Source organism: Parapedomonas caeni, from assembly GCF_041060555.1.
GTDB lineage: Bacteria > Pseudomonadota > Alphaproteobacteria > Sphingomonadales > Sphingomonadaceae > CAUJIW01.
On the sequence record NZ_JBEUDS010000005.1, the window covers coordinates 74,391 to 91,746 of the forward strand.

Consider the following 17,356-nt stretch of genomic DNA (forward strand, 5'->3'; position numbering starts at 1 on the left):
CGTGATGCCAGGTCCATGGCCAATATCCTCCCCGTGGCGCCGGCAGGGGGTGTGCCGGCGGTTGCGGATCGGCCGGTCGTGTGAACGCCCCTGCGGCTGGTTGTTGTGCGCCGGCGTCAGCCAGGCGGCATGGATGGCGCCGTCGGGAAGGTCATCGTGATGCCTTCCTGCCCGGTGCCGGTTTCATCGATTCCAGCTGGCGCTGGAGCAGGCTCAGCATCGGTTCCACCATCGCCTCGTCGACGGCGCCGGTCTGCACGTTGATCGCCAGACCCTCGATCATGGTCTGCGACAGCGCCATGGCCTCCTCGAAGCTCCTGGGGTCCGACTGCCATTCCGGAAACAGTTGCACCGCCTCGGCATTGAAACGCTGGCGGAACTCCACCTGCAATGGCCGCAGGATGGCAGCGAGGTCGGCATTGGTGCGCGCCGCCAGTGCCAGTTCGTGGAAGGCAATGAAGGCCGGTTTCTGTACCTGCCGCCAGTAGGCGTGGACCAGTGTCGCCGGTTCGTGCTCGGTCGTCTCGGCGGCGCGGCGGAAGGCGCGGATGCGCTTTTCGTGCAGCTCGACAATCGCGGCCTTGATCAGCGTGGCGCCGTTTTCAAAGTGATGCAGCATTGCCCCGCGCGACAGGCCGGCCTCCATCGCCACCTGCGGCGTGGTGGTGTTGGCATAACCGTATTTGACGATGCAGCGGATCGTGGCGTCAATCAGCCTGGCCCGGGTCTGCGCGCTTTTCAGCGACTGCTGGGTAGGGCCGCTGTTGCTTGTCTGTGCCCGTAAGCCACGGCGAACCGGGGTGGGACGGGAAGAAGCAAGCGCCATTGGTCGATCCTTTCAAAAACATTCATGACTGTTTTTTGTCTGGCAAGTCAAGTTGGATAATGAGGCAGAGTCTTTACCCATGGGCCGCGGCATGTCCATGCCTTAGAAAAAAACATTCATGACTGTTTCATGCTTGCGCGGGCGCTCACTCTTCGTCATGTTTGCCCGGAAACAGACGGCGGCCCGGGTGCTCACGCGCTGTCGGACAACGAATATGGGGAAGGAGTGGGCAGGTGGACCTCGGATTGCAGGGCAAGAAGGCGATCATTGTCGGCGCGGCGCGCGGCATCGGTCTCGCGACAGCGGAAGTGCTGGCTCGTGAAGGCTGTGATCTGGCGATCACCGCCCGTTCGGAAGACGGCGTCAAGGACGCGGTGGCCGAGCTAGGCAAATATGGCGGCACGGTGGTCGGCAAGGCCTGCAACGTCAAGAAGGCCGACGACTACAAGGCCTGGCTCGACTGGGCGATCGAGGCGCTGGGTGGCGTCGACATCCTGATTCCCATCACCTCGGCCGGCGGCGGCATGGGCTCGGAGAAATACTGGACCAACGCCTTCGAGGTGGACGTGATGGGCCCGGTGCGGGCGGTGGAAGCGGTGCTGCCAACCATGCAGGCGCAGAAGTCGGGCTCGATCATTCTCATCGCCACCACGTCGGCTGGCGAGGCGATGGGCGGGCCGCAGGCCTACAACGCCATGAAGGCGTCGCTCGTCACCTGGGGCAAGCAGCTGGCGCTGCATCACGGCCGCGATGGCATCCGGGTCAATGTCGTGTCGCCCGGTCCGGTCGAGTTCGAGGGCGGCAACTGGGACATGATCAAGGGCACCATGGAGAAATTCTATCAGGCCCAGCTGCGCCAGCAGCCCACCGGCCGGCTCGGCACGCCGGAGGAGATCGCCCGCTGCATCGCCTTCCTCGCCAGCCCGGCCGCCAGCTGGTGCAACGGCGCGCATCTCGTCGTCGATGGCGGCTTCACCAACCGCACCCATTTCTGAGAGATACCGCGACAGCCGGTGGTGGCCCGAGGAAACAGCGATGGACGTCAAGCGCAAGGTCGAGATCAGCCGGGTCAATCCGCAGGACTGGCCCCACGGCACCCCCGTGCACAAGGAGGAAGATCCGCAACTTGGCCACGACATCATTCCTGCCGCCCGCTACACCAGCGAGGCGTTCATGCGGCTGGAGTGGGAGCGGGTATGGACCAAGGTCTGGCTGCTGGGCGGCCGCTCCGACGACATTCCCAATCCCGGAGACTATATCTGCACCGACATCGGCAAGGAGTCGGTGCTGATCGTGCGTCAGGCCGACGGTTCTGTACGTGCCTTCCCCAACCTCTGCCTGCACCGTGGCAACCGGCTGCGGCCGGAGGGGTTGGGCAACGCCGAGCATTTCCGCTGCATGTACCACCACTGGACCTACGACCATCAGGGCTGCATCATCCGCATTCCCGACCTCGACACCTTTCCGCAGGGCGGCCCGCCGGGCATGCGGCTGCCGGCCTACCCCTGCGACGAGTGGGGCGGTTTCGTCTGGTATTCGCTCAATCCCGACGTCGAGCCGCTGGCACAGTATCTGTCCCCGATCCAGCAGCACCTCGGCCCCTATCATGCCGAGCGCATGGCGTGGGTGCGTGACGTCACGGTGGAGTGGGACTGCAACTGGAAGGCCAGCGTCGATGCCTTCAGCGAGACCTACCATGTGCAGGGCATCCATCCGCAGCTGCAATGGTATCTCGATGACGTCAACGTACAGATCGACTGCTACGAGCGCCACAGCCGCTATCTGGTGCCGTTCGCCGCCATCAGCCCGCGCGTGGCCATGCCCTCGGCGATACCGCCGGCCATTCATGAAATCATGGTGAAGGCCGGCATGGACCCGGCCGAGTATGAGGGCAGTGTCGGCGACATCCGGCGCGCGGTGCAGCTGTTCAAGCGCCAGCATGGCGCCGCGCAGGGCAGGGATTATTCGGAGCTGAACGACGACCAGCTCACCGACGATTATCACTATACGATTTTCCCCAACGTCTCGCTCAACGTGCACGCCGACGACATCATGATGTTCCGCCAGCGGCCGCACGCCACCGACCCCAACAAGATGCTCTACGATGTCTGGGTGTTCGAACTGGTGCCGGAGGGCACGCCATGGCCGGCGCGGCCGAAGCATCGCCGCTTCAGGCATGGCGACCGGTCCATCGGCCAGGTGCTGGACCAGGACGCCTACAATCTGCCCACCGTGCAGCTGGGCATGCAGTCGGACGCCTTCAAGGGCCTGTGGCTCAGCGACCAGGAGCTGCGCATCCGCCATTTCCACAAGGTGCTCGATGATTACATCTACGGCCCCGGTGGCAAGGGACCGGACGACATCTGACGCCGCGACCGGCGGCGATCGCCAACATTGAAATCCGGCGCCGCCCGCCTTGCGCGGCGGGGGAGGGCGCCGGTGGCACGGGAGGATCATGGTGAACTTCAAGCTGACCGCCGAGCAGGAGCAACTGCGCGAAGCGGCGCGGGCATTCGCGCGCGCCGAACTGCCGGCCATCGCCGCCGAACTGGAACGCGACAACAAGCCGCCCAGTCATGCGCTGGTGCGCCGCTATGCCGAACTGGGCTTTCTCGGCATCAATGTTTCGGCCGATCTCGGGGGGCTCGGGCTGGGTAACATCGAGGCGCTGGTGGTGCTGGAGGAGTTCGCCAGGATTTCCTCGGCCGTGGCCTTCCCGATCTTTGAATCCTCGGTGGGGCCGGTGCGGGCGATCGAGCATTTCGGCTCGGACAGCCTGAAACGACGGGTGGTGCCGGCGGTGTGTGCTGGCGAAATGGTGGTGGCGGTGTCGATGTCGGAGCCGGAGGCCGGCAGCGCGCTCACCGACCTCAAGACACGCGGCGTCATCACCGGCGACACCGTGGTGCTCAATGGCACCAAGCGCTGGTGTTCCGGCGGTGGCCACGCCGATGCCTATGTGGTCTATTGCCGGCTGTCCGACGATCCCGGCCCGAAGGCCATCGGCGCGGTGCTGGTGGAGAAGGACAGGCCGGGCCTCAGCTTCGGCCCCAACGAGCAGCTGATGGGCTTCCGCGGCGTGCCCTCGGCCGACCTCTATTTCGATGACTGCGCGGTGCCGGCCGACAACATCATCGTCCCCGCCGGTGGCTTCAAGAAGCTGATGGAAGCGTTCGATCTCGAACGCTGCGGCAACGCCACCATGGCGCTCGGCCAGGCCTCGGGCGCGCTGGAGGATGTGACGGCCTATGTCCAGGAGCGGCGGCAGTTCGGCAAGCCGATCGTCGAGTTTCAGGCGGTGCAGCTCAAGCTGGCGGAAATGCACATGAAGTGCGAGGCGGCCCGGCTGCTGATCTGGCGGGCGGCGGCCAACGCCCAGGATGGGCTGCCGTCGGTGCTCGACTCCTCCACCGGCAAATGCTTCGCCAACACCATCGCCCGTGAAGTGACGGGGGATGCCATGCAGCTGATGGGCGCCTACGGCTACTCCAAGGATTTTCCAATGGAACGCCGGCTGCGCGACAGCTGGGGCTGGGGCATCGCCGGCGGCGCCATCGACATCCAGAAGGTCAACATCGCCGGCGCCATGCTCGGTCGCCGCTTCGACCAGCGCCGCTGAGGTGGCGCTGGCGGGCCGGGTCAGGGCACGGTCCGGCGGGCCTGCCCGGCGCGGGTATAGACCAGGTTGATGCTGATGAAGCTGACCGCCTCGGCGCCGTCGGCGGTCACCACGGCATAGCGGGTGCGGGCGATGCCGCGATCGTCTCGGGAGGTGGAGGGCAGCAGCTCGATGATCTCCGAGGTGACGTGGATGACGTCGCCGGGCCGGATCGCCCGCTTCAGCCGCAATTCGTCCCAGCCGATGCCGCAGACGAAATCGATGTCGGCGTTGATCTCGTGGTCGAGCTGGCGCCACAGCGCCAGTACGTGAATGCCGCTCGCCACCACCTCGCCAAACACCGACTGGCGCGCGAGCGCCGGGTCGGCATGGAACCACTGCGGATCATACTGGCGCGCGAAGGCGACGATCTCCTCCTGCGTTACCGCGCGGGCACGCGATCGCCGCCGCTCGCCCAGCCGCAGATCCTCGAAGGCGCGGCTGGGCGTCGCGGGCGTGAAGGGCGGCGCGCCGGTCACGGGCACGCTCAGGACCGCACCACCTGGTCGCCGAGCACCTGTTCCACCCGCAGATGCGGGGCAATGCGCTCGACGCCGATGCGACGGTCGAGTTCCTCGTGCCAGTGATAGATGCGCCGTTCCTGGTAGTTCAGCGTCATGCCCTGGAAGCCACGGCTTTCCAGCGATTCCTGGATTTGCGGCGCGAATTGCAGGTCTTCGTAAAGGATGCGTTCCCAGTTGCCGATGCGCTTCTCCCACATCGGGTGCGGGTTGGCGGGGTCGTGGCCCGGCGCGATCCAGCTGGAGACCACCTTGCAGGTGCGCTCGGTCAGCGGCCAGAACTGCAGGATGGGAATACCGCTGTCGGAGGGCGGCATCACGAAGTTGGGGAAAATGTGATAGCTGACGTTGTTCTTCAGAGGGATGTCGCTCAGCCCGCTGAGGGTGGGCATGCCGATGGTGCCGGGGTCGATCCAGTCCGGCCGGCGGTTGGGCGTCACCATCCGGCTATGGCCGTTGGGCCACAAGGTGATGAACATGCCGCGATGGTCGAGGAAGCGGTCCACCGTCTGCTGATGGATCGATTTCAGGTGATAGACCTCCAGAAAGGCATCCAGCAGCACCTTGACGTTGCAGCCGACCTCGTAGCTGCGGGAATCCACCAGCCGCAACTCGTCGAGCCGGTACTGCTCCAGTTCGTGCGCCATCGGGCCGATATGCTCCATCAGCGGCTGGGCCTCGGGGTCCTCGTTGATGAAGATCAGGCTGCCCAGCAGCTCGCAGCGCACCGGCACCATCGAGCGGCAGGCGAAATCGAGATCGACGAAATCGCGGCGGTCGCGCACGGCGGTCAGCTTGCCATCCAGCGTATAGCTCCAGCCGTGATAGCCGCAGACGAAACCGCGGGACTCGCCTGAGTCTTCCGTCACCAGCGGGGCGCCGCGATGACGGCAGGTGTTGTAGAAGGCGCGGACCGCGCCGGCCATGTCGCGCACGACGATGATCGGCGCGCCGGTGTTGCGGGTGAGAAACCAGCTGCCCGGGTTGGGCAGCTGGTCGACGTGACCGGCGTAAAGCCAGGCCCGTTTCCACATCCGCGCCTGCTCCAGCGCCAGGAAATCCCTGTCGACATAGCGGCCGCCGGGAATATCCGGCAGGTTCGGAAAATCCGTCGGCGGGCCGGTACGGCCGCGTTCGTACTCCATTGCCGCGAGCGCACGAGGGGCGTTGAGCTGATTGAGTTCCATGGTTGGTTCCTCCCCGACACTCTACCTATCAACTGACGTGCATAAAAACAATCATGTTTGCTTTTTATGATGGCCGTGCGGTGCAGGGTGTCGGGGCTGCCGGCGGGGGTCGATCCTTGCAAATTTGAGAGGGTGTGCGCGGCTGCCGCCATGGCACCCTAGCGTCTGCGCGGCGCGGTCGCCGGCGGTTGCGGTGGAATGCCGGATAATAATAAAAAACATGTAAGATTGTTTTTTATTGGCGGTGCCGCTAGGCTCGCCTCAACAACGGGAGGCCCCAAGGCCTCCGGGCACGACAGATCCGTTCCCCGGCGACGCGGGAGATCGGGCGGTGCGGCAAGCGGGGAGGCGACAATGGCGCAAGGGACAGTGGCGCAAGGCCAGGCGATCTATACTATGGGCGCATTGTTGCGCGCGGCCGCCGCGCGTTGGCCGCAGGCGGATGCGCTGATCTTTCCCGACCGCCGGCTGAGCTATCGACAGCTCAACGAATCCGCGCGCGCCTGGGCGCGGGTCTTCATCGCGCTGGGCGTCCGGCCCGGCGAGCATGTCGGCATACTGCTCAATACGCGGCCTGATTTCGTCGAGCTGTATTTCGGCATCCTGATGGCCGGCGCCGTCGCGGTGCCGGTGAACGCGCGCTATCAGGCTGCCGAGCTCGGCTATCTGGTGCGGGACGCCGACCTGGTGCTGCTGGCGACCACCGGCCGGGTGGCGGACAGCGTCGATTTTGGCGAGCGGTTGCTGACGGCCTTGCCGTCGCTCGCGGGCGCCGGCGATCCGCGTGCGCTGGCGCTGCCCGAGGCGCCGCGCCTGCGCTCGGTGCTGTGCCTCGACCCGCCGTGTCCGGCCGGTCTGCTGGCCGGCGACGCGGCGCTGGCGCTGGGGCGGGATGTTCCCGACAGCGCGGTCGACGTGCGCATCGACGCGGTGGCCGACGAGGACATCGCCATGATCCTCTACACCTCGGGCACCACCGCCCACCCCAAGGGCGCGCTCATCAGCCATCGTGGCCAGGTCGGCAACAGCCGCAATCTGGGGCGGCGTTATCGGGTAACGGCGGCCGACAAGGTGTGGTCGCCACTGCCGATCTTCCATATTGCCGGTATCCTGCCGATGACCATGATCCTCGATGCCGGTGGCGCCTATATGACCGTGCCGTTTTTCGAGGCCGGCACCGCGCTGGAGATGCTCGGCCGCGAGAAGGCGACCATTGCCTACCCCAGCTTCGTCACCATCATGCAGGGGCTGATCCAGCACCCGTCGTTCCAGCACACCGACCTGTCGAGCCTGCGGCTGATGAACTCCAACTTCGCCGTGCAGCCGGCCTGGATCAAGGAGGCGGTGACGGCCGCCATGCCGCACACCATCCAGGTCGGCACCTATGGCCTTACCGAGGCGGCGGGTACGGTGACGACGAGCCGGCTCGACGACAGTTTCGAGCAGCGCACCGGCCGATGCGGCGTGCCGCTCGACGAGTGGGTGGTGCGCATCGTCGACACCGAGACCGGCGCGGACTGCCCGACTGGCGCGCACGGCGAAATCGTCATTCGCGGCCCCAACATGCTGAAAGGCTATTACAACGCGCCCGACAAGACGGCGGAGGTGATGCGCGGGGGTTGGTTCCACACTGGCGACATCGGGTCGATCGACGCCGATGGTCAGCTGATGTTCCATGGCCGTACCAAGGACATGCTGAAGGTGGGCGGCGAGAATGTCGCGGCCGCCGAGATCGAGGCCATGTTGCAGAGCCATCCGGCGGTGCGGCTGGCGCAGGTCGTGGCGATTCCCGACGATCGCTACGTCGAGGTGCCGGCGGCGTTCGTCGAGCTGGTGGACGGCGCCAGTGTCACCACGGATGAGCTGATCCAGCATTGCCGGGGCCGGCTCGCCAGTTTCAAGATTCCGCGTCACGTGCGCATGGTCAGCCAGTGGCCGATGTCGACGTCGAAAATCCAGAAGTTCCGCCTGCGCGAACAGCTCATCGAGGAACTCAAGCGCGGCGCGGCGGCGTGAACGTGCGCGGCGGCGGCGCCGGCGCCATGTCAGCCACGCCCGCGTGACCGCTCATAGGCGATCCAGCTTGGCAGCTTCTCGGGGAAGTCCGCCTCGCGCGCATCGTCATAGGCGCGATTGCGCTTTTGTGTGCCCAGGATGCCCGGATAGTCCGCCAGCGGCACATAGTAGAGGAAGCTGATGGTGCGTTCGGCGATGCGCCAGCCCGCGCGCGTGTGGCGGTAGCGGTCGTCGTAGCGCAGCGCCGTGACCATCATCTGGCCGGTCCGCCACAGCTCGGCGTGACCGGAGACCAGCCCGCGCGCGGTGTCGGGGTCGGCGTCGTCGAAATCGAGCCGGATGTCGTGCATGAAATGCTGGCCGGCGCCGAGCACGTCGAAGCGGCCATGATACTGGGCGATGATCGCCTCGATGCCGCTGGCGTTCATCACGCCGTCGGCGGAGCTGACACGGGCATCGTCGGTGAACAGGGCGCGGATTCCATCGATGTTGCGGTCGTCGATGGCGAAGCAGTAGCGGGCGACCAGCTGGCGGATCTGCGATTCCGCCTCCAGCCTGGCGATGCGCGCTTCCAGATCGGGCATGGCGGCCTCCTGCGACGGATGGGTGGGTTCAGGCGGCTCGGGTTCAGGCGGCGCCGCCCTCGTTGAAATAGTCCGGCATTCCGGCCGGCCAGACCACGCCCCACTGCGCCTGGCCGCCATCGATGATGATGAGATCGCCATTGATGAAGCGGGCCGCCGGCGAGGCGAGGTAGGCGATCTGCTCCGCCACGTCCCAGGCGTTGCCCTTGCGCTTCATCGGATTGGCCTGGTGGAAACGCTGCAAGGCTTCCTCGGGATAGACGCCGAAACCTTCCGTCTCGATGACGCCGGGGCCGATGCAGTTGATGCGGATGTCGAACGGTGCCCATTCGGTGGCCAGTGTCTTCGACAGGTAGATGACGCCGGCGCGGGCCGCACAGGTGTGAGCCGCCTGCGGCATGCCGCGTTCGACATTGGCGACGATGTTGATGATGTTGCCGGGCTTGCCGTCGGCCCGCCAGCGGCGGGCGGCTTCCTGCATCATCCACCAGGTGCCGTTGAGATTGGTGTCGATCACCGCCAGCCAGCCCTTGCGGGAAAAATCGATGGCGTCCTGCGGGAACTGGCCGCCGGCGTTGTTGACGATGGTGTCGATCTGGCCGAAGCGGTCATGCACGGCACCGATCAGCGCCTCCACGGCTTCGGGTTCGCGGATCGTCATCGCCCGGGTGAAGATCTCCCGGCCGGTGGCGGCATGGATGTCGGCCTGTGTGCGGTCGAGCTTGTCCTGATTGCGGCCGCAGATGGCGACATTGGCACCCAGCCGCGCGGCGAGGAAGGCGGCGGCCTTGCCGACGCCGCTGCCGCCACCGGAAATCAGCAGCGTGTGGCCGGCCAGCAGATCATCGCGGAACACGGTCGGGCGCATCGCGAGATCCTGCTCGGTGAGACCGCGCCGGGGCCGGGTGGGATCGTTGGGGTCTGGCCGCATGGCCTTGGGTGCGCTCATCTACCCGATTACTCCGTGCTGTCGAATGTCGCGAATCCCGCGCATATCCATCTTGTTCGAGTGCTGGGGTTGGTCTAGCAAGGACTGAGAAAAAAACAAACGCGAATGTCTTTCTTTTTGGTGTCCGCCCGGCGTTTTCGCGAGCCTGCGGCGGACGGAGCACAACAAACCAGCGCGTGGCCAGGCAGCGCGCGCCAACCGGGGAGGGGCTGAGACCATGGGACGCGTGGATGGCAAGATCGCACTGGTAACGGGTGGCGCCTCGGGCCTGGGCAAGGCCGATTGCGAACTGCTGGCGGCCGAGGGCGCCACGGTGTTCATTGCGGACATCAATGGCGCCGCGGCCGAAGCGCTGGCCGGGCGCATCGGCGGCAGCGCGCGCGCTCTCACCCACGATGTCACCTCGGAGGCCGACTGGCTGCGCGTCTACGGCGAGATCGAGCGTGCCCACGGCCGGCTTGATATTCTGGTCAACAACGCCGGCATCGTCATTGTCGCCAATCCGGAGGATACCACGCTGGAACAGTTCCAGCGGGCGATGGCGGTAATGGCGACCGGGGTGTTTCTCGGCTGCAAGCACGGCCTGCCGCTGCTGGCGAAATCGCGCGCGGCCTCGATCATCAACATCTCCTCCACCGCCAGCCACTTCGGCTATGCGCCCTTCTTCGCCTATTCGGCGGCCAAGGGCGCGGTGCGCTCGATGAGCAAGTCGGTGGCCATCCACTGCCAGGAGCAGGGCTACCCCATCCGTGTCAACACCGTGCATCCCTCGGCCATCGAGACGCCGATGGTGCAGGCGGCGGAAGGGCGGGCGGGCCAGGAGCAGGCGATTCCCGACGGCGTGCTGCCGGCAGGTGCCACCGGCTCGCCGCGCGATGTCGCCAACATGGTGCTGTTCCTCGCCAGCGACGAGTCGCGCTTTCTCACCGGCGGCGAGTATCTGGTGGACAACGGCCTGTCGATCCACCCGTGAGGTGAGCGCGGGCGTCATGGCCACGTTCACCGCAACGAGCGGAAGAAGCTCAGCTGCATGTCCTCGGCCAGGCAGTCGAGGATCGGCGGTACCAGCCGGTCGTGGAAATCGATGTGCATGTGGTGCTCGAAGGCGGCATCATCCTTGAACGTGGCGACGCAGAAGAACAGGTTTTCGTCACCCTCCGATTGCAGCAGCTCATAGACCCAGGCGTCCGGCTCCCGTGCGGCCACCAGCCGCTTGAGCTCGGTCTGGTAGCCGATGAAATCGTGCCGCCGTTCCGGTTTCACCCGCAAGGTGGCGATGAAGGACTTGGCGGATGCCATGACGGAAACTCCCCTGTATCGATGGTCGGCGCTGGCCGTGTGTCCGGCCTGATTGTCGCCGCGCCTTGTTAGTTCTTGCGGCCTGTGCGCCGGGCAAGATGCTCCCGATTATCACAGGTCGTGCAGATATTCCCGCGTGTAGGTGCCCTCCATGCAGGCGAGAATGTCGTCGATCAGCGCCACGTTGAGCGGGTTGCGCTGGTGGGCAATATCGCCGTCCGCCGAGGTGAAGCTTTCCAGCACCGCGAACATGCCGGGCTCGTCCAGCCGGTAGAACTTGTAGGCCAGCGTCTCCGGCTCGTCCCGGCTGATCGCCTCGATGCGCGGCACGAGGGCGAGAAAGTCCGCCTCCTTGTCGGCACGGATGCGGAAGCGGGCGATAAACGTGCAGGCCATCAGGCGGTCTCCCCGCCGTCGCTGATGTAACGATCCAGCGTGACGTGGAAATGGCGCAAGCGGGCTTCCTGCTCGCTCCACAGCGGCCCCCGGAAGCCACGCGAGCGCGCGCCCTGCTGGACCACCGGCAGCAACTCGCTGTCCTGGTCCAGCACCTCGCCGAGATGCGGCGGCTCGCCCAGCGGCACGTGGACGATCTCCGGCCGCACCGCGCCCGTGGTGTCGGTGCCTTCCGCCAGACCCATCCAGGCCGGCGCGCTGTAGCCGGGAATATTCTCATGCTTGAACAGGATCATGGTGTCGTAGGTGAACTGCTCGGGATCGCGCGGATTGGGCAGAAAGCGGTGGATGAACACTGCCTCCGGATGACAGCCGATCTGGACGTTGGGAAACACGCCATAGACGGTGGAGTCGGAGAGCTGGGTGTCGCTGAAGCGTTCGTAACCCAGATTGTGCTGGGCGGAACGGGCGCGCTTGGCCTGCTGTACGGCGGCGCGGCTGTCCTGGGCGGTGCCGGTGAAGCTGTCGGGGTCGATGCCGGCATCGGCCAGCATCATGCGGATGCCGGCATTCACCGTGAGCTGGTCGGGATGGCGCGGGCTGGGCTGGGCGAACGGCACGAACTGGCGGCTCATGCCGTTGGGGTACAGGTCGATCTGGGTGCGGTCGTCCATCACCCCCTGGGTTTGCGGATGGACGGCGTGCAGGTGGTAGATTTCATAAAAGGCGTCGATGCCGCCTTTCCAGTTGGCCGCCCATTCCGACTGCTTGTGCTGGATCACCTTCATCTCGTCGATGCGATAGAGCGCCAGCTGGTCGACCAGCGGTCCCAGATGCTCGCGCAGCGGCGGCGCGTCATCGTTCATGGTGATGAAGATCAGCCCGGCGATGCTCTCGCAGCGCACGGGTGTCATGTCGGTGCCGTGGCACAGCACATCCGGGTGGAAGGTCTCGGCGTCCGTCACGGCGGCGTTGCTGCCGTCGAGGTTGAAGCGCCAGCTGTGGAACGGGCAGACGAACTGGCCGACCGAGCCGAAGGCACTGAGCGCGATGCGGCTGCCGCGATGCGGACAGACATTGTAGTGGGCGCGGATGACGCCATCGTCGTCTCGCACGATGACGAAGGACTCGGTGGCGATGTCGAATCGGAAATAGTCGCCCGCTTCCGGAATATCGCTGGTGACGCCGGCCAGCAGCCAGGTGCGGGTGAACACCTTGTCCCATTCCTGCTGCCACCAGCCGCGATCATAATAGCGGGCGGGGTCGGGCCGTGCGGTGCCGTTGTCGGGGCGGGGGGCGGCGGCATTGAACGGGTGGGGGGCGCCGACGTGAATGTCCCAGCCATGGAAATCGAAATTCATCCCTACGTCCTCCTGCTTGTTGTCGGCACGCTTGGCGCGGCCGTTGCCAGCCTGACTAGCACATGCGGCAATTAAAAAAAACAAACATGATTGATTGCATATTGGAGCTGTGGCAGCATCCGCCCACACAAGAATAGCGCCGCAAATGCCGCGCACAGGGGAGGAGCAGATTTCATGTCCTTGAACAGGCTGTACGATTCCGTGGCTTTCGCCGCGATCGCGACCACGCTGGCCGCGCCGGCCCTGGCCCAGACGGCGCCGGCGTCAACACCTTCCAGCGACTCGGTGGCGGCACTGGGCGAGATCATCGTCACCGCGACGCGCCGGGCCACCAACCTGCAGGATACGCCGGTGGCGGTGTCCGCGATCGATGCCGCCCTGATCCAGCAGGCAAGCCCGCGCGACCTTGGCGACGTGGCGAGCTTCGTGCCGAATTTCTCGGCCTCGACGATTACCGGCTTCAATGCCGCCTCGTTCGCCATGCGCGGCGTCGGCCAGAACACCATCATCGTCTATTTCGAGCCACCGGTCGCGGTGCTGGTGGACGACTTCGTGGTACCCAGCGTGCAGACCCAGCTGCTCGACACGTTCGACATAGAGCAGGTGGAAGTGCTGCGCGGCCCGCAAGGCACGCTGTTCGGCAAAAATACCACCGGCGGCGCCGTCACCGTGCGCACCAAGCGGCCGGTGATGAACGAGTTCGGCGCCGACGGGCGGCTGCAACTGGGCGAGTTCGGCACCTGGATCATTCAGGGTGCCGTCAATATCCCGCTGGTGCAGGACAAGGCCGCCCTGCGCATTGTCGGCGGTTACCAGAAGGATCACGGCTATTACCGCAACGGCGGCTGCTACGGCCCCGTCACCGGTTTTGTCGAGAACAAGTGGCAGGGCGCGGAAGGCTGCCTGGACGGCAAGCATGTCGGCGGCAAGGACGTGTGGAACGGACGCGTCAAGCTGCTGCTGGAGCCGACCGACAATTTCTCGGCGCTGGTGCAGTATGAAAAGTTGCGGGACCGCTCCGAGTCCGTGCCGTCGGTCAACGAGAATTTCCGCTACGTCAACGCGGCCGATCCGTTCCTTACCGACCTGCTGGGCATCGGGCGCACCACCGACAGTGGCGATCCGCTCGATCAGGCGATGATCACCCTGCGTGACGACGCCCTGCTGGAAATGAACAAGGGTCAGCGCATCGATGTCGACGGCATCTATCTCAACATGGATTACGACACGGCCGTCGGCCGGCTGACCTCGGTGACCGGCTGGCGCAAGCAGAAGTCGCGCCTGCCCAACAGCTATGCCGGCGCGGTGGCGATCTCGGAGGAGGATGGCCAGCCGCTGTCGGTGTTTGACGCCCGCCGCGACGACGACCGCAAGACCTTCCAGCAGGAACTGCGTTTCGCCACCGACACCGGTACGGCCTTCGACGCCGTGGTCGGCGGCTTCTACCAGCATGACAAGACCAGCTTCTGCGTGTCGCAGATTCTCGGCTTCCTCGATCTCACCAGCGGGCCGCTGCCATTCGGCGCCTGGAACGACACCCCCTATCTGCTGTGCAACGCGCAGAAGGCGGAGTCGAAAGCGGTGTTCGCCGAAGGCACCTACAAGGCGACGGACAAGTTCACCATCACGGCGGGCGCCCGCTACACCTGGGAGAACAAGACCTGGTGGGGCCGCCAGCAGGTGTTCATCCCCGCGCTGGAAGGCGGCTTCGACCCGACCATCACCATCGATCAGCCGCTGGACGCCAATGTATTCGATTATCCCGCCGGCGTCATCAAGGTGAAGGACTCCGCCAAGGAAGCGACCTGGCGGATCAGCCTGGGCTATCAGGCGACCGACGACGTGTTCGGCTACTTCACCTATTCGCGCGGCTTCAAGGCCGGCGGCTTCAACGACCAGATCGGCGGCTTCGCGCCGTTCGGCGATGATCTGGTAGCCTTCGCCCAGGCGGCTGCCGCGACCAAGCCGGAAACCGCTGACAGCTTCGAGCTGGGCGTCAAGTCCGAGCTGTTCGATCGCCGGCTGCGTTTCAACCTCACCGGCTTCTACGTGAAGTACAAGGATCTCCAGCGCGAACTCAACGTCCGCATCGAGGTCAATGACCAGCCCAACCAGGTCACCCGTTTCGTCAATGCCGCCAGCGCCAACGTCAAGGGCATCGAGCTGGAAACGCTGGCGCGGGTGACCGAGGCCTTCACGCTGCGGGGCGTGCTCGGCTATCAGGACGGCAAATATTCCTCCTACGACGTTGAACCGGGCCTGGGTGGCGAACCGGGGTCGGGGTATGACCTGTCGACGGCGCCGCTGCTGCGGACGCCCAAGTGGACGGCCTCCGCCGACGCCACCTACGAGCTGCCGGTGGGTGCCAGCCACACGCTGGTGTTCAACGGCAACGTCAATTACACCAGCGCCAACCTGTTCTCGCAGTCGATCACTTCGGCGGCCGGCAATGCCTATCTCAACGCACGGACGCTGTTCAACGCCTCGATCACGCTGTCGGAAGACAGTGACGCCTATTATGTCCGCGTTGTCGGGCGGAACCTGAGCGACAAGCGCTACCGCACCGCCAACCAGAATGTCGGCGGTCTGTGGCTGAACAGCCAATATGGTCCGCCACGGTATTTCGGCGTTGAGCTGGGCTTCAAGATCGGCGCGACCCGCTGATGCGGGGCTGGCTGAAAGGGGCGACGCTGGCTTGCCTGGTGGCGGCCAGCGTCGGCATCGCGGGTTTCGTCGGTATCGGTCAGGCCGCGCCGGCGCGGATGAAGGGCACCGACGACCTGCAATCGCGCGCCGGTCCGGCCATCGACCCTGAAACGCACCCAGGCCGCGGGTTGTTCGCCGCCAACTGTCTGGGTTGCCATGCCGGCGGCGTGCCCAAGGCGCCGGCGGTGATCTGGCTGGAAATGATGTCGCCGGACATGATTCTGGGCGCCATGCGCGGCGGCATCATGACCCAGCAGGCCGCGCACCTGACCGCCGACCAGCAGCAACAGATCGCCGAATATCTCACCCGCACCCGGCTGGCGGATTACCGGCCGCCGGCCCCGCCCCGGCAGTGCACGGGCCGTGTCGCCCGGTTCACCGGCGCGCCACCGGCGCGGATCTCGTGGGGGCATGACAATCGCCGCTTCGTGCCCGAGGCGGTGGGCGGGCTGACCGCCGCCGATGTCCCCGGTCTCAAGCTCAAATGGGCCTTCGCCTACCCGGGCGCCGTGCGGGCACGTTCGCAGCCGGCGCTCGGCTGGAACAGCATCTTTGTCGGCAGTCACGACGGCACCGTCTATGCGCTGGATATCGACAGCGGCTGCGCGAAATGGACCTTCCGCGCCAGTGCCGAGGTGCGCACCGCTATCGTCGTCGATCCCGACAGCCGGCGGCTCTATTTCGGCGATGTGCTGGGGCGAACCTATGCGCTGGACGCCATGACCGGGCGGGAGCTTTGGCGCGTCAAGGTCGAGGATCACGCCAACGCCACCATCACCGGATCGCCGACGCTGGGTGGCGGCCGGCTTTATGTGCCGGTCTCCTCACTGGAAGTGACCTCGGCGGTGGACCCCGCCTATGCCTGCTGCACCTTCCGGGGCGCCGTGGTCGCACTCGACCCCGCTACCGGTGCGGTGCTCTGGAAGACATACAGCATTCCCGCGCCACCGGCGCCGCACGGGCGCACCGCCGCCGGTACGGACATTCTCGGTCCGTCAGGCGCGCCGGTGTGGACGACGCCAACCTATGACGCCAGCCGGGACCGGGTATATTTCGGCACCGGCGAGAATTATTCATCGCCCGCCGACGAGAACAGCGACGCGCTGTTCGCGCTCAATGCCGCCACCGGTCACATCCTGTGGCGGACCCAGTTTACCAGCGGGGATGCGTGGAATGCCGCCTGCATGGTCGGCAACGACAACTGCCCCGAGGAAAACGGTCCCGACTATGACCTCGCCGCGTCACCCCTGCTGGTGGCGCTGGGCGGCAACCGGGACATTCTGGTGGTGGGACAGAAGTCGGGCATGGCCTATGGGGTCGAGCCCGCCAACGGACGGGTTGTATGGCAACAGCGCCTGGGTCACGGTGGTACGCAGGGCGGCGTTCACTTCGGCATGTCGGCCGAGGGAGGCACCATCTATGTGCCGATTGTCGACATGGTGAACACTTACGACGGGCGCGACTATGACGCCCGCCTCAATGGTGCCGGAATCCATGCCCTTGACGCCGCGACCGGCGCTATCCTGTGGCGCCACCGCAACGCCAATGTGTGCGGCGAGCGGCCATTCTGTGATCCAGGCGTGTCGGCGGCGACGACCGCCATTCCCGGCGCCGTGATCGCCGGGCATCTCGATGGCTGGCTGCGGATCTATGACAGGGCCGACGGCAGGCTGCTGTGGTCCCACGATACAACAACGCCGGTTCGCACCGTCAGCGGCCAGATGGCCTCGGGCGGGTCGATGAGCGGCCCCGGTGCCGCTGTTCATGAGGGGCGCCTGGTGGTCAACAGCGGCTACGGCCTGTATTACCACATGCCGGGCAATGTGCTGCTGGTGTTCGGCAAGTAGGTCTCC

At 65.7% G+C, this 17,356-nt stretch carries 15 protein-coding genes; 7 read left to right on the forward strand and 8 right to left on the reverse strand.

Annotated elements, in window-relative coordinates; translation table 11 throughout:
- Window positions 1–151: 151 nt before the first annotated feature.
- Entirely contained in the window at window positions 152–826 is a 675-nt protein-coding gene (locus ABU113_RS05415; protein WP_454558472.1) for a TetR/AcrR family transcriptional regulator, read from the reverse strand.
- Between the two features lie 233 nt (window positions 827–1,059).
- On the opposite strand from ABU113_RS05415, the gene ABU113_RS05420 reads away from it, so the two are divergent.
- The 3 genes from ABU113_RS05420 (at window position 1,060) to ABU113_RS05430 (ending at window position 4,445) form a co-directional block, all read left to right on the forward strand.
- A complete protein-coding gene (locus ABU113_RS05420; RefSeq protein WP_454558473.1) occupies window positions 1,060–1,821 on the forward strand; it encodes an SDR family NAD(P)-dependent oxidoreductase in 762 nt (253 codons plus the stop codon).
- A 40-nt stretch (window positions 1,822–1,861) separates the two neighbouring features.
- Window positions 1,862–3,193 (forward strand): aromatic ring-hydroxylating oxygenase subunit alpha, encoded by a 1,332-nt coding sequence (locus tag ABU113_RS05425; protein ID WP_454558474.1) that lies wholly within the window; start codon window positions 1,862–1,864, stop codon window positions 3,191–3,193.
- A 91-nt stretch (window positions 3,194–3,284) separates the two neighbouring features.
- Window positions 3,285–4,445 (forward strand): acyl-CoA dehydrogenase family protein, encoded by a 1,161-nt coding sequence (locus ABU113_RS05430; RefSeq protein WP_454558552.1) that lies wholly within the window; start codon window positions 3,285–3,287, stop codon window positions 4,443–4,445.
- A gap of 20 nt (window positions 4,446–4,465) precedes the next feature.
- Here the strand turns inward: ABU113_RS05430 and ABU113_RS05435 are convergent, their stop codons facing one another.
- Together ABU113_RS05435 and ABU113_RS05440 are read right to left on the reverse strand one after the other, a co-directional pair.
- Complete coding sequence (locus ABU113_RS05435) at window positions 4,466–4,963, reverse strand: MaoC/PaaZ C-terminal domain-containing protein (RefSeq protein WP_454558475.1); 498 nt, start codon at window positions 4,961–4,963, stop codon at window positions 4,466–4,468.
- An 8-nt stretch (window positions 4,964–4,971) separates the two neighbouring features.
- The gene (locus ABU113_RS05440; protein ID WP_454558476.1) at window positions 4,972–6,192 is read right to left on the reverse strand and encodes an aromatic ring-hydroxylating oxygenase subunit alpha; all 1,221 of its coding nucleotides are present in this window, start codon (window positions 6,190–6,192) and stop codon (window positions 4,972–4,974) included.
- A gap of 354 nt (window positions 6,193–6,546) precedes the next feature.
- Between ABU113_RS05440 and ABU113_RS05445 the strand changes: the two genes are divergently transcribed.
- Complete coding sequence (locus tag ABU113_RS05445; RefSeq protein WP_454558477.1) at window positions 6,547–8,208, forward strand: class I adenylate-forming enzyme family protein; 1,662 nt, start codon at window positions 6,547–6,549, stop codon at window positions 8,206–8,208.
- 29 nt (window positions 8,209–8,237) lie between these two features.
- Here the strand turns inward: ABU113_RS05445 and ABU113_RS05450 are convergent, their stop codons facing one another.
- Both ABU113_RS05450 and ABU113_RS05455 read right to left on the reverse strand, forming a co-directional pair.
- Window positions 8,238–8,792 carry a nuclear transport factor 2 family protein gene (locus ABU113_RS05450; RefSeq protein ID WP_454558478.1) on the reverse strand — a complete coding sequence of 185 codons (555 nt, stop codon included), beginning with the start codon at window positions 8,790–8,792 and terminating at the stop codon, window positions 8,238–8,240.
- A gap of 43 nt (window positions 8,793–8,835) precedes the next feature.
- Complete coding sequence (locus ABU113_RS05455; RefSeq protein WP_454558479.1) at window positions 8,836–9,741, reverse strand: SDR family oxidoreductase; 906 nt, start codon at window positions 9,739–9,741, stop codon at window positions 8,836–8,838.
- A gap of 217 nt (window positions 9,742–9,958) precedes the next feature.
- Here ABU113_RS05455 and ABU113_RS05460 point away from each other — a divergent pair, with 217 nt between their 5' ends.
- On the forward strand, window positions 9,959–10,714 hold the full coding sequence (locus ABU113_RS05460) for an SDR family oxidoreductase (protein WP_454558480.1): 756 nt from the start codon (window positions 9,959–9,961) through the stop codon (window positions 10,712–10,714).
- A gap of 26 nt (window positions 10,715–10,740) precedes the next feature.
- Here ABU113_RS05460 and ABU113_RS05465 read toward each other — a convergent pair whose 3' ends face one another.
- From ABU113_RS05465 to ABU113_RS05475, 3 genes are all read right to left on the reverse strand, one after another.
- A complete protein-coding gene (locus tag ABU113_RS05465; protein ID WP_454558481.1) occupies window positions 10,741–11,040 on the reverse strand; it encodes a putative quinol monooxygenase in 300 nt (99 codons plus the stop codon).
- 111 nt (window positions 11,041–11,151) lie between these two features.
- On the reverse strand, window positions 11,152–11,436 hold the full coding sequence (locus ABU113_RS05470) for a putative quinol monooxygenase (protein WP_454558482.1): 285 nt from the start codon (window positions 11,434–11,436) through the stop codon (window positions 11,152–11,154).
- A complete protein-coding gene (locus ABU113_RS05475) occupies window positions 11,436–12,797 on the reverse strand; it encodes an aromatic ring-hydroxylating oxygenase subunit alpha (RefSeq protein WP_454558483.1) in 1,362 nt (453 codons plus the stop codon). The genes ABU113_RS05470 and ABU113_RS05475 overlap by 1 nt, the downstream gene beginning before the upstream one ends.
- A gap of 174 nt (window positions 12,798–12,971) precedes the next feature.
- On the opposite strand from ABU113_RS05475, the gene ABU113_RS05480 reads away from it, so the two are divergent.
- Complete coding sequence (locus ABU113_RS05480; RefSeq protein ID WP_454558484.1) at window positions 12,972–15,461, forward strand: TonB-dependent receptor; 2,490 nt, start codon at window positions 12,972–12,974, stop codon at window positions 15,459–15,461.
- Window positions 15,461–17,350 carry an outer membrane protein assembly factor BamB family protein gene (locus ABU113_RS05485; protein ID WP_454558485.1) on the forward strand — a complete coding sequence of 630 codons (1,890 nt, stop codon included), beginning with the start codon at window positions 15,461–15,463 and terminating at the stop codon, window positions 17,348–17,350. Before ABU113_RS05480 ends, ABU113_RS05485 begins: the two co-directional genes overlap by 1 nt.
- The last annotated feature ends 6 nt before the right edge of the window (window positions 17,351–17,356 follow it).